Source organism: Mesorhizobium sp. B2-3-6, assembly GCF_006442305.1.
Lineage (GTDB): Bacteria > Pseudomonadota > Alphaproteobacteria > Rhizobiales > Rhizobiaceae > Mesorhizobium.
Genome location: NZ_VFVW01000012.1, coordinates 39,115 through 49,986 on the forward strand (window position 1 = coordinate 39,115; position 10,872 = coordinate 49,986).

At 63.2% G+C, this 10,872-nt stretch carries 14 protein-coding genes; 9 read left to right on the forward strand and 5 right to left on the reverse strand.

The genetic code is table 11. The features are described 5' to 3' along the window. Positions 1-104 precede the first annotated feature (104 nt). From FJ953_RS27640 to FJ953_RS27655, 4 genes are all read left to right on the forward strand, one after another. Positions 105-869, forward strand: a complete 765-nt coding sequence (locus FJ953_RS27640; protein WP_140625496.1) for an alpha/beta hydrolase — start codon at positions 105-107, stop codon at positions 867-869. 2 nt (positions 870-871) lie between these two features. Further along, positions 872-2,014 carry a benzoate/H(+) symporter BenE family transporter gene (locus tag FJ953_RS27645; protein WP_140554552.1) on the forward strand — a complete coding sequence of 381 codons (1,143 nt, stop codon included), beginning with the start codon at positions 872-874 and terminating at the stop codon, positions 2,012-2,014. 117 nt (positions 2,015-2,131) lie between these two features. Continuing rightward, positions 2,132-2,614, forward strand: coding sequence for a DUF2852 domain-containing protein (locus FJ953_RS27650; protein WP_140625497.1), 483 nt, complete (start codon positions 2,132-2,134; stop codon positions 2,612-2,614). 100 nt (positions 2,615-2,714) lie between these two features. Then, positions 2,715-3,473 (forward strand): M48 family metallopeptidase, encoded by a 759-nt coding sequence (locus FJ953_RS27655; RefSeq protein WP_140491150.1) that lies wholly within the window; start codon positions 2,715-2,717, stop codon positions 3,471-3,473. Positions 3,474-3,574: 101 nt separating this feature from the next. Here FJ953_RS27655 and FJ953_RS27660 read toward each other — a convergent pair whose 3' ends face one another. Beyond that, entirely contained in the window at positions 3,575-3,793 is a 219-nt protein-coding gene (locus tag FJ953_RS27660) for a hypothetical protein (protein WP_140491152.1), read from the reverse strand. A 111-nt stretch (positions 3,794-3,904) separates the two neighbouring features. Between FJ953_RS27660 and FJ953_RS27665 the strand changes: the two genes are divergently transcribed. From FJ953_RS27665 to FJ953_RS27685, 5 genes are all read left to right on the forward strand, one after another. Further along, positions 3,905-4,564, forward strand: coding sequence for a phosphoribosylanthranilate isomerase (locus FJ953_RS27665; RefSeq protein WP_140554553.1), 660 nt, complete (start codon positions 3,905-3,907; stop codon positions 4,562-4,564). 89 nt (positions 4,565-4,653) lie between these two features. Beyond that, positions 4,654-5,904, forward strand: a complete 1,251-nt coding sequence (gene trpB / locus FJ953_RS27670) for a tryptophan synthase subunit beta (RefSeq protein ID WP_140625498.1) — start codon at positions 4,654-4,656, stop codon at positions 5,902-5,904. 2 nt (positions 5,905-5,906) lie between these two features. Next, on the forward strand, positions 5,907-6,746 hold the full coding sequence (trpA, locus tag FJ953_RS27675) for a tryptophan synthase subunit alpha (protein WP_140491158.1): 840 nt from the start codon (positions 5,907-5,909) through the stop codon (positions 6,744-6,746). Between the two features lie 181 nt (positions 6,747-6,927). Next, positions 6,928-7,854, forward strand: a complete 927-nt coding sequence (gene accD, locus FJ953_RS27680) for an acetyl-CoA carboxylase, carboxyltransferase subunit beta (RefSeq protein ID WP_140491161.1) — start codon at positions 6,928-6,930, stop codon at positions 7,852-7,854. A gap of 62 nt (positions 7,855-7,916) precedes the next feature. After that, entirely contained in the window at positions 7,917-9,242 is a 1,326-nt protein-coding gene (locus tag FJ953_RS27685; protein ID WP_140517758.1) for a folylpolyglutamate synthase/dihydrofolate synthase family protein, read from the forward strand. A 110-nt stretch (positions 9,243-9,352) separates the two neighbouring features. Here the strand turns inward: FJ953_RS27685 and FJ953_RS27690 are convergent, their stop codons facing one another. The 4 genes from FJ953_RS27690 to trxA all read right to left on the reverse strand — a co-directional run bounded on the left by FJ953_RS27690 (position 9,353) and on the right by trxA (position 10,815). Beyond that, positions 9,353-9,766: a type II toxin-antitoxin system VapC family toxin gene (locus FJ953_RS27690; protein ID WP_140625499.1), complete on the reverse strand. Its 414-nt coding sequence runs from the start codon at positions 9,764-9,766 to the stop codon at positions 9,353-9,355. Further along, entirely contained in the window at positions 9,763-10,011 is a 249-nt protein-coding gene (locus FJ953_RS27695) for a type II toxin-antitoxin system VapB family antitoxin (protein ID WP_140524091.1), read from the reverse strand. Before FJ953_RS27695 ends, FJ953_RS27690 begins: the two co-directional genes overlap by 4 nt. Positions 10,012-10,075: 64 nt before the next feature. Further along, a complete protein-coding gene (locus FJ953_RS27700; RefSeq protein ID WP_140491165.1) occupies positions 10,076-10,357 on the reverse strand; it encodes a cupin domain-containing protein in 282 nt (93 codons plus the stop codon). Positions 10,358-10,491: 134 nt separating this feature from the next. Next, on the reverse strand, positions 10,492-10,815 hold the full coding sequence (gene trxA / locus FJ953_RS27705) for a thioredoxin (RefSeq protein WP_140491167.1): 324 nt from the start codon (positions 10,813-10,815) through the stop codon (positions 10,492-10,494). Between the last annotated feature and the right edge of the window lie 57 nt (positions 10,816-10,872).

The window sequence follows — 10,872 nt, forward strand, 5'->3', positions numbered from 1 at the left end:
TGATCGCTGCCTGCGGCAAACAAAGAAAGATCGCGAGCACTTTTCGCCACACCACTGGCTGTGTCACAAGACCCTGCGCCGAAAGTCGGCGTGAGGAAAAAGCCATGACTGCCCCTGTCTTTCTGGATGTCGACGGATCGAGCATCGCGGTGCGCCATATTGCGGGCGCGACGCCTGGCGTCGTCTGGCTCGGCGGCTACAAGTCGGACATGCTGGGCACGAAGGCTGAAGCGCTTTCGGACTGGGCGGCAAAAGAAGGCCGCGCCTTCCTGCGCCACGACTATTCCGGACACGGCGAATCCGGCGGCGCCTTTGCCGACGGCACGATCTCGAAATGGCTTTCGCAAAGCCTGGCCGTGTTCCGGCATTTCACCAGCGGCAGCCAGATCCTGGTCGGCTCGTCGATGGGCGCCTGGATCGCCCTGCGCATGGTGCAGGAATTGCGCAAGGCAGGCGACGCAAGCGTCGTCGGTCTGGTGCTTCTAGCACCGGCGCCGGATTTTACCGCAGAACTGGTCGAACCGGTGCTGACCAAAGCGCAGAAGCGCGACCTTGCCAAAAAAGGCTTCTTCGAGGAGCCGTCGGACTATTCCACCGAGCCCTACATCTACACGCGCGCGCTGATCGAGGATGGGCGCGACAACCTGGTCATGACAGGCCCGCTCGACACGCACTGCCCCGTACACGTCTTGCAGGGCCTGGCCGATCGGGACGTGCCGTCGAGCCATGCGCTGAGGCTGGTCAGCCTGCTGCCGGCCGACGATGTCACGCTGTCGCTGATCCCGGACGGCGACCACCGGCTGTCGCGGCCGCAGGATCTCGACATGCTGGTGCGGGCGGTCGGCGACATGGCCGCGCGGGGCAAGTGACGATGCGCCTTTCCATCCCGATCTCAGCCTTCGTCGCGGCCATCGTCGGCTTCGGCGGCACGCTGGCCATCGTCATTGCCGCCGCCCACGCGGTCGAGGCCACGCAAATTCAGACCGCGAGTTGGGTGACCACGATCTGCCTGGCCATGGCGGTCGAAAGCCTGTGGCTGTCCTGGCGAACGAAAATGCCCATCATCACCGCATGGTCGACGCCGGGCCTGGCGCTGATGGCGGCGTCGAGCGGTTTTTCGATCGGCGAGGCCGTCGCCGCCTTCATCGTCACCGGCATTCTTTTGGTCGCCACCGGGCTGTTCCGGCCGCTGACGAAACTGATCTCGGGGATACCGCCCTCGGTCGCTTCAGGAATGCTGGCCGGCATTGTCGTCACCTTCGCGCTTAATGCGGTCAAAACTGTTCCCGCCGATCCCTGGCTGATCCTGCCGTTGATCGCCGCCTTCTTCGTCATCCGCCTGTTCAATCCGGCGCTGTCGGTGCTGGCAGTGCTGGTCGGCGGCGGTCTCGCCGCGTTTCTCACCGGCCGCGTCGGCGGTTTGCCCACTCCTGAACTGTCGACGCTCACTCTGATCGCGCCTGTGTTCACCGCCAAGGCGATAATCGGCCTGGCAGTACCGCTCTACCTGGTCACCATGGCTTCGCAGAACCTGTCGGGCCTCGCCGTGCTGCGCGCCGCCGGCTACCATCCGGAACCCGGTCCGCTGATCGGCATCACCGGCCTGTTTTCGCTGCTTTCGGCGCCGTTCGGCGGCTCGACCACCAATCTGGCGGCAATTTCGGCGGCTATCTGCACCGGGCCCGACGTTCATCCAGACCCAACGGAGCGCTGGAAGACAGGGCCGTTCTATGCCCTTGCCTATCTGATCTTCGCGATTTTCGGCGCCTCCCTGGTGGCGATCTTCGCCGTCCTGCCGCAGAGCCTGATCGTGCTGGTTGCGGGTCTTGCGCTGATGGCCTCGCTGGCCAACGCGCTGGCGATCGCGCTCAAGGACGAAAGCGAGCGCATGGCCGCCACCGTCACTTTTGTCGTCACCGCCTCCGGGCTGACTTTGTTCGGCGTCGGCGCCGCATTCTGGGGACTGATTGCCGGGCTGGTCGTGCTTTTTCTCGATATGCTCAAAAAGCGATAATCATTTCAGCAGCTTGTCCGGTTTTAGCCGACATTGTCTTGAATCGCTGTTTTTGCCTTCCCATTTCGATTCCACGCAGCCGGTCCTGGCTGTCTCCAACCGAAGGAATGGGAGAAAATGAACACATCCGCATTGATCCGCCCGGCCTGGACGCCGGCAACCATCGCGTTGATGGTGATCGGCTTCATGGTGTTCTGGCCGCTCGGCTTCGCCATGCTCGCCTACATCATCTGGGGCGACCGGCTCGAGGGCTTCAAGCGTGACGTCAACCGCGCGACCGACGGCATCTTCGCCGGCTGCCGCCGCGGTTCCGACAAAGCCGCGCGCTGGGGCCACGGCTCCGCCCGGACCGGCAACGTCGCGTTTGACGACTGGCGCGAAAAGGAGCTTGAACGCCTGGCCGAGGAACGCCGCAAGCTCGACGATATGTTGACCGAGTTCGACGACTACGCCCGCGAATTGCGTCGCGCCAAGGACCAGGACGAGTTCGATCGCTTCATGGCGAACCGCAACAAGTCGACCGCTCCGGCAAAGAGCGACCCGAGCACAGGCACGACCTCCACCAAGCGTGGCAAAGGCTCGAACCTGCTTGACGACTGAGGCCGAGCGACAGGCCCGATCGTGAAAAAACGGCGTCGCGCGAGCGGCGCCGTTTCTTTTTTGTTCTATTCGTTTTTCTCGAATCGCGTATCGTCCGGCCATGACCCTCGGATTCTTCCGCAATCTGACGAAGCCCAAGCCCACGCCTGTCGTGGAGCGAGAATACTGCGTTGCCGGCCGCACGCTGCCGCTCAAGATCGTCGAGAGCGCCAGGGCGCGGCGTCTGACGCTGCGCATCGATTCCAGCGGCCAGGGCCTGCGTATCACCGTGCCGCCGGGCCTGCGCCGCGGCGAGGTGGAGCGGTTCCTCGATCGTCATCAGGACTGGCTGGAGCAGCGGCTGGCCAAGGTGCCGACACGGCCGCAGGTACGGCCAGGCATCAAGATACCAATCCGCGGCGTGCCGCACCGCATCGTGCATGAGCCGTCAAGGCGCGGCACCGTCACCGTGTCGCGCGACGAACGCGGCCCGCTGCTGATCGTGCATGGCGAGCGCATCCACCTGCCGCGCCGCATCGCCGATTTTTTGAAGCGCGAGGCCAAGAAGGAGATCGAGAAGCTGGTGGCCAGGCACACCGAAGCGCTTGGCAAGCGCGCCAAGGCGATCCGCTACAAGGATACGTCCAGCCGCTGGGGCTCGTGCACCTCCGAAGGCAATTTGTCCTTTTCCTGGCGCATCATGATGGCGCCGCCGCCCGTCATCAACTACCTCGTCGCGCATGAAGTAGCGCATCTGAAAGAGATGAACCACGGCCCGAAATTCTGGAAATTGTGCGAAAAGCTCTGCCCCGACACCGACCGCTGCAAGGACTGGCTGAAGCGCAATGGCGGGGCCTTGCAGGCGATCGTTTTCGAGTAGCGCAATGAAGCGTCGTACGGCGCCAGAAAATAAGCTTTTCCGCGGTGATGCTTCACACCTCCGGTCCCGCCAGCGTCTACGTTCTTACTGGGCGCACGAACTCAATCGTCATTCGCGGCGTTCAACTCTTCAGGCCGCAGCCCCTCTTCGCTATGATGCGGCCACGGTAAAAAATTCCGATCGAAGGCGTCGGTGTCGAAATAATCGAGCGCCCGATGCGCCTCGGCGCCGTTGAAGGCGGCCTTGTCCATCAAATGCGCGATCACCTCGCGCGCCTGCGCGATCTTCTGCCTGAGTTCGGCAACGGTTCTGTCAGTCATGATGTTCTCCCGCCTTGCATGCTTTCCCATGATAGGTAGCGCCTTTGGCCCTGCCGGCAAACAACATGCTTTTTCTCGACTCTGCCTCGATTTCATGTCAATTCCCGCGCCATGGCACTCGACGTCAAAATCTGCGGCTTGAAGACCGACCAGGCAATGGCCGCGGCGCTGGCCGGCGGCGCCAGCCATGTCGGCTTCATTTTCTTTGCCAAGAGCCCGCGTTACATCGAACCGGCTGCAGCCGGGCGGTTGCGCGAAGCGGCGCGCGGCAAGGCTTTGGCGGTTGCCGTTACCGTCGACGCCAACGACACCTTCCTGGACGACATCATCGACAGCATGCGCCCGGACATGCTGCAGCTGCACGGCTCGGAAACGCCCGAACGGGTGGCCGAACTGAAAGCCCGCTATGACCTGCCGGTCATGAAGGCGCTGCCGCTCAGCGAAGCCGCCGATCTCGAGCGCATCAAACCGTTCGTCGGGGTCGCGGACCGGTTCCTGTTCGACGCCAAGCCGCCGAAGGGCTCCGAGTTGCCGGGCGGCAATGGCGTTGCGTTCGACTGGCGCATCCTGACCGGCCTTGACGCCGGGCTCGATTACATGCTTTCCGGTGGGCTCAACGCCGCCAATATCGGCGATGCCCTTCGGCTTGCCAGCCCGCCCGGAATAGATATTTCCTCAGGCGTGGAAAGCGCGCCGGGCGTCAAGGATCCGGCGCTGATCGAGCAGTTTTTCCGGGCCGTCAAGGCAGTGCGAGACGACCGCGCCGCCTGACCGCCTCAAACCCGAGCATGTCCCGGAAAAGTGGAAACCGGTTTTCGACAGGACATGCTCAAGAAAATCGAGATGCCAGGAGATCGGCGATGAACAAGCCGGCGACACCCAATTCCTTCCGCACCGGACCCGACGAACAGGGCATGTTTGGCATTTTCGGCGGTCGTTTCGTGGCCGAAACGCTGATGCCGCTGATCCTCGACCTCGAACGGCACTGGAACGAGGTCAAGGACGATCCGGATTTCAGGGCCGAGCTCACCGATCTTTCGACCCATTATGCGGGGCGGCCGTCGAAGCTTTATTTCGCCGAAGGACTGACCAGGCATCTTCGTGAGGTTTCCTTGGCGAAGGGCATCGGGGGCGGCGCAAAGGTTTATTTCAAGCGCGAGGACCTGAACCATACCGGTTCGCACAAGATCAACAATTGCCTCGGCCAGATCCTGCTGGCCAAGCGCATGGGCAAGACGCGCATCATCGCCGAGACCGGGGCCGGCCAGCACGGCGTGGCATCGGCCACGGTCGCGGCCCGTTTTGGGTTTCCCTGCGTCGTCTATATGGGCGCGACCGACGTTGCCCGCCAGAGCCCCAACGTGTTCCGCATGAAGCTGCTCGGCGCCGAAGTGCGGCCGGTGACCGCTGGCCATGGCACGCTGAAGGACGCCATGAACGAGGCGCTGCGCGACTGGGTGACCAATGTCGAGGACACTTATTACCTGATCGGCACCGCCGCCGGCCCGCACCCCTATCCAGAGCTGGTGCGCGACTTCCAGTCGGTGATCGGTTCGGAGGCGCGCGCTCAGATCCTCGAGCAGGAAGGCCGGTTGCCCGACACCATCATCGCCGCCGTCGGCGGCGGCTCCAACGCCATCGGCCTGTTCCATCCGTTCCTCGACGACAAGGATGTCCGCATCATCGGCATCGAGGCCGGCGGGCGTGGCCTCGACGGCGTCGAGCACTGCGCCTCGATGAACGCCGGCGCGCCGGGCGTGCTGCATGGCAACCGCACCTATCTCCTGCAAAATGCCGACGGCCAGATCATGGACGGCCATTCGATCTCGGCCGGCCTCGATTACCCCGGCGTCGGCCCGGAGCATTCCTGGCTGCGCGACTCTGGCCGCGTCGAATATGTGCCGATCCTCGACGACGAGGCGCTGGAGGCCTTCAAGCTGACCACACGCGTCGAAGGCATCATCCCGGCGCTCGAATCGGCGCACGCCATCGCCCATGCGGTGAAGATCGTGCCCGCCATGGACAAGGACCAGATCGTCATCGTCAACCTGTCCGGCCGCGGCGACAAGGACGTGCATACGGTGGCTTCGATGCTGGGCATGGAGATCTGATCATGGTGACCCGCATCGATCGCCGCATGGCAAAGCTCAAGAACGAAGGCCGCCCGGCGCTCGTCACCTATTTCATGGGCGGCGACCCGGACTATCAGACCTCGCTGTCGATCATGAAGGCGCTGCCAACGGCCGGCGCGGACATCATCGAACTCGGCATGCCGTTCTCCGATCCGATGGCCGATGGCCCGGCGATCCAGGCCGCGGGCTTGCGGGCGCTGAAAGGCGGCCAGACGCTGGTCAAGACGCTCAAGATGGCGGCTGACTTCCGCACCGGCGACAATGAGACGCCGATCGTTCTGATGGGATACTACAACCCGATCTACATCTACGGCGTCGACCGCTTTCTCAAGGACGCATTGGCCAGCGGCATCGACGGGCTGATCGTCGTCGACCTGCCGCCGGAGATGGACGAGGAGCTGTGCATCCCGGCGCTGAAAGCCGGCATCAACTTCATCCGGCTGGCGACGCCGACCACCGACGACAAGCGCCTGCCCAAGGTGCTGCAGAACACGTCCGGCTTCGTCTATTACGTGTCGATGACCGGCATCACCGGTTCCGCGCTGGCCGACACCGGCAAGGTGGCTGCGGCGGTCAAGCGCATCAAGGGCCATACCGATCTGCCGGTCTGCGTCGGCTTCGGCGTCAAGACCGCCGAACAGGCGCGCGTCATCGGCGCCAATGCCGACGGCGTCGTCGTCGGCACCGCGATCGTCAATGCGGTCGCGAATGTGCTGGGGCCGAAGGGCGAAAAGACCGCCGACCCGGCCGAGGCCGTCGCCACGCTGGTCAGCGGCCTCGCGCAGGGCGTGCGGTTGGCCCGCCTTGCTGCCGCCGAATAGTTTTCCTACCTCAGGTCTTGTGCACGTCGCCATCCCGGGCGGCATGCGCTGGATCGGTTTGCCGTTTCACGGAAACGCCGAACCGCTCTATCTTTTTGCTTTATCGCAATTCCGGTCGGAAAACCGGTTCACACTTTTCCTGGAATTGCTCTAACTCTTCGTCAGGACAGGAGCCGAAGCGATGAACTGGATCACCAACTACGTTCGCCCGAAGATCAATTCGATGCTCGGCCGGCGCACCGACATGCCCGAGAACCTGTGGATCAAGGATCCCGAGACCGGGGAGATGGTGTTCCACAAGGATCTGGAATCCAACCAGTTCGTCATCCCGTCTTCGGGCCATCACATGAAGATCTCGGCCAAGGAGCGGCTGAAATACTTCCTCGACGACGGCAAATACGAACAGCTCGAAAATCCCAAGGTCATGCTGGACCCGCTGAAGTTCCGCGACGAGAAGCGCTACACCGACCGGTTGAAGGACGCCAAGGCCAAGACCGGCCTGGAAGATGCCATCGTCAACGCGCTGGGCACCGTAGAAGGCCTGCCGGTGGTGGTGACGGTGCAGGATTTTGCCTTCATGGGCGGTTCGCTCGGCATGGCCGCGGGCGACGCCATCGTTCATGCCTTCGAGGTGGCCGTGCAGCGCAAGCGGCCGCTGATCCTGTTTGCCGCTTCCGGCGGCGCGCGCATGCAGGAAGGCATCCTGTCGCTGATGCAATTGCCGCGCACCACGGTCGGCGTCGACCGGCTGAAGGAAGCCGGCCTTCCCTACATCGTCGTGCTGACCAATCCGACGACCGGCGGCGTCACTGCCTCCTACGCCATGCTGGGCGACGTGCATATAGCCGAGCCCGGCGCACTGATCGGCTTCGCCGGACCGCGTGTCATCGAGCAGACCATCCGGGAAAAACTGCCGGACGGCTTCCAGCGCTCCGAATATCTGATGGAGCACGGCATGGTCGACATGGTGGTGTCGCGACTGGAGATGCGCCGGACCATCGCGCGGCTCTTGAAGATGCTGCTCAAGATGCCGGAAGAGCACAAGCCCCTGGAGCCGGAAATCCTGCCGCCGGCGGTGGTCGCGACGGAAGCACGGCCGCAGGCCTGACGCGACACTCTTTGCCGCGAACCGCGATTGCGCGCGATCCATCGCGCGCTTAGGACTCCTACATGACCACGCTTGCCGCCGACCGTGAAATCGAAGCGCTGATGGCGCTTCACCCGAAAGGCTTCGACCTTTCGCTCGACCGCATTTCACGGCTGCTGGAGCGGCTGGGCAATCCTCAGGACTTGCTGCCGCCGGTGATCCACATCGCCGGTACCAACGGCAAGGGCTCCTGCGCCGCCTTCTCGCGGGCGCTTCTGGAAGCGTCCGGCCGGCTCGTGCACGTGCACACCTCGCCGCATCTGGTCAGCTGGCACGAGCGCTACCGGCTGGCGGCCGATGGCGGCGGCAGGTTGGTCGAGGACGATATCTTCGCCGAGGCCATCGCCCGCGTCGCCAAGGCCAATGGCGGCGAGAAGATCACCGTTTTCGAGATCCTCACCGCCGTCACCTTCATCCTGTTTTCGGAGCATCCGGCCGATGCCGCCATCGTCGAGGTCGGTCTCGGCGGCCGCTTCGACGCCACCAATGTCATCGCCAGGCCGGCTGTCTCGGTGATCATGCCGGTGTCGATGGACCACGAAGCCTATCTCGGCGACCGCGTCGAACTGATCGCGGCCGAGAAGGCCGGCATCATCAAGCGCGGCTGCCCGGTGGTCATCGGGGCGCAGGAAACCGAGGCGGCGCAGCAGGTGCTGATCGAAACCGCCGAGCGGCTCGGCTGCCCGACCCTGATCTATGGACAGGATTTCCTCGCCTTCGAGGAGAACGGCCGCATGGTCTATCAGGACGATGATGGCTTGATGGATCTGCCGCCGCCGCGGCTGCCCGGGCGCCACCAGTTCGCCAACGCGGCCGCCGCGATCGCCGCCGTCAAGGCAGCCGGCTTCGAGATCAGCCACCGTGCCGCCGAGAAGGCGATGACCACTGTCGCCTGGCCGGGGCGGATGCAGAAGCTGTCGCAAGGCAGGCTGACGGAACTGGCGCCGAAGGGCGCCGACATCTGGCTCGACGGCGGCCACAATCCGGGCGCCGGCGTGGTCGTCGCCGAGGCGCTGGCCGAACAGGAAGAGAAGAACCCCAGGCCGCTTTTTCTCATCTCCGGCATGATCAACACCAAGGACCAGAGCGGCTATTTCCGCGCCTTCAATGGCCTCGCCCGGCACGTCTATACCGTGCCGGTGAGCCTGAGCGACGCCAGCGTGCCGAACGACGAACTGGCGGCCCGCGCCACGGAGGCCGGGCTTACGGCCGAGCCGGTGAGTTCCGTCGCCAGCGCGCTGATGTTGCTGCGCGACACCTGGGACGGCCCGCCGCCGCGAATCCTGATCGGCGGCTCGCTCTATCTGGCTGGCGCGGTGTTGGCGGAGAACGGCACGCCGCCGACGTGACGTGGCGATAATCGGAAATCTATCCTACCCGCCGCCGGAAAACGATCTCGGCTTGGGAAAACGTCATGGCACAACGTATCAAAGACGCTTCGCGTGAATCCGTTTCAACGCTAGAAATCCCACGGTGAGATCAGGTCGAGGTTGGCCGCGCCAAAATCATTGAGGTTGCGCGTCGCCAGCCGACCACCACTTACACGCACGATCGCGGCGATCATGCCATCGGGAGCCGACATTCCACGGCCCAGGCGGCTGGCGGTTCCCATAATCTCCCCGTAAGCCAGCGCAGCCTCTTCCGTCAGCCCAAAAATCCGGCCGGCGAAGCGACGGCGCCATTGAGAAAGCCCCTGCTCCAGGCGATCCGCACGCTCATCAGGTCGGATTTTGTGAATGCCGAAAGCGATTTCAGCAATCGTCACCGTGGGAAGGGCCAATTCAGCATCGTTGCGGACAAGCCAGGCCAGAACGGCTTCGTCCGGTGCCTTCTTGAGTGTCTCTGAAATCACATCGGTGTCGACGAAAATCAAAGCTCGGGTCCAGCATGAACCAGGCGGCCGTCGCGGATGATTTCCTTCAGATCGATATCGACGCCACAACTGGCCGTGAGGCGGGCGTAGAAGGTGGTGGCGGGCTCGCGTCCCGCCTCACGGATCTCGTACGATTCAAGCGCTCGCTCGACGACATCTGCTATCGAGCGATTTTCGCGACGAGCAAGTCTATGAGCCAGGTCGCGTGCTTTTGCGCTACGGACCGAGAGCTGAGGTTCGGCCATCTCAAACTCCGTTGTTGGAAGACATATATACCGATTTCCGCTGCGGTATTCGAGGCGAACGCCGCTATTTCAGCTCGATCTCAATGAAGGCATATTCGCCGTCATTGGCGCTGATGACGTCGTGCTCGACGCCTTCCCTGCGGAAATAGGGCGCGCCTTTCTTCATTTCGGCGAAGGATTCGCCGTCCTTGGTCAGAAGCTTTACCTTGCCGTCCATCAGCGGCACGACAACATAGTCGTGGCCATGGCGGTGCCAGCCGGTGTTGTCGCCCGGCTGAAAGCGGTATTCCGTGACGATGACGCGCTCATTGTCGATGAAGACGGTGGCCTTGGCGGATCCGGTCATTTTTCCTCTCCCTACATCTGCTGCCAGCAGAAGACATGGAGGCCCCCGACGTCAGGGCCAGAGCGGAGGACCAATGACGCCAACAAAAAGCCCGGCGCGATCGGCCGGGCTTGATGTCAGGAATTTCGGATTGATCAGGCGAGATTACCGTTGATCCAGTGCGACAGCGCGGTCTTGGGCGCGGCGCCAACCTTCACATCGGCTCTTTCGCCGCCCTTGAAGATCATCAGCGTCGGGATAGAGCGCACGCCGAATTCCGCTGCCAGTTCGGGATTCTCGTCGATGTTGAGCTTGGCGATCTTCACCTTGCTGCCGAGCTCATTGGCGATGTCTTCCAGCGCCGGCGCGATCATCTTGCAGGGACCGCACCATTCCGCCCAGAAATCCACCACGACCGGCTCCTTGGCGTCGAGCACAGCGGTCTGGAAATTGTTCTTGTCGACCTTGACGGTAGCCATGCGGAAATCCTTTCGAAATTTTTCGTCGCACCAAATGTGGTGGTTGCCGCGCCCTTC

Coding starts and splice junctions, on each gene's coding strand:
- FJ953_RS27695 (WP_140524091.1), bottom strand. CDS start 10,011: ATGGCCGAACCTCAGCTCTCGGTCCGTAGCGCAAAAGCACGCGACCTG.
- FJ953_RS27650 (WP_140625497.1), top strand. CDS start 2,132: ATGAACACATCCGCATTGATCCGCCCGGCCTGGACGCCGGCAACCATC.
- FJ953_RS27700 (WP_140491165.1), bottom strand. CDS start 10,357: ATGACCGGATCCGCCAAGGCCACCGTCTTCATCGACAATGAGCGCGTC.
- FJ953_RS27660 (WP_140491152.1), bottom strand. CDS start 3,793: ATGACTGACAGAACCGTTGCCGAACTCAGGCAGAAGATCGCGCAGGCG.
- accD (WP_140491161.1), top strand. CDS start 6,928: ATGAACTGGATCACCAACTACGTTCGCCCGAAGATCAATTCGATGCTC.
- FJ953_RS27655 (WP_140491150.1), top strand. CDS start 2,715: ATGACCCTCGGATTCTTCCGCAATCTGACGAAGCCCAAGCCCACGCCT.
- FJ953_RS27665 (WP_140554553.1), top strand. CDS start 3,905: ATGGCACTCGACGTCAAAATCTGCGGCTTGAAGACCGACCAGGCAATG.
- FJ953_RS27640 (WP_140625496.1), top strand. CDS start 105: ATGACTGCCCCTGTCTTTCTGGATGTCGACGGATCGAGCATCGCGGTG.
- trpA (WP_140491158.1), top strand. CDS start 5,907: ATGGTGACCCGCATCGATCGCCGCATGGCAAAGCTCAAGAACGAAGGC.
- trxA (WP_140491167.1), bottom strand. CDS start 10,815: ATGGCTACCGTCAAGGTCGACAAGAACAATTTCCAGACCGCTGTGCTC.
- FJ953_RS27645 (WP_140554552.1), top strand. CDS start 872: ATGCGCCTTTCCATCCCGATCTCAGCCTTCGTCGCGGCCATCGTCGGC.
- trpB (WP_140625498.1), top strand. CDS start 4,654: ATGAACAAGCCGGCGACACCCAATTCCTTCCGCACCGGACCCGACGAA.
- FJ953_RS27685 (WP_140517758.1), top strand. CDS start 7,917: ATGACCACGCTTGCCGCCGACCGTGAAATCGAAGCGCTGATGGCGCTT.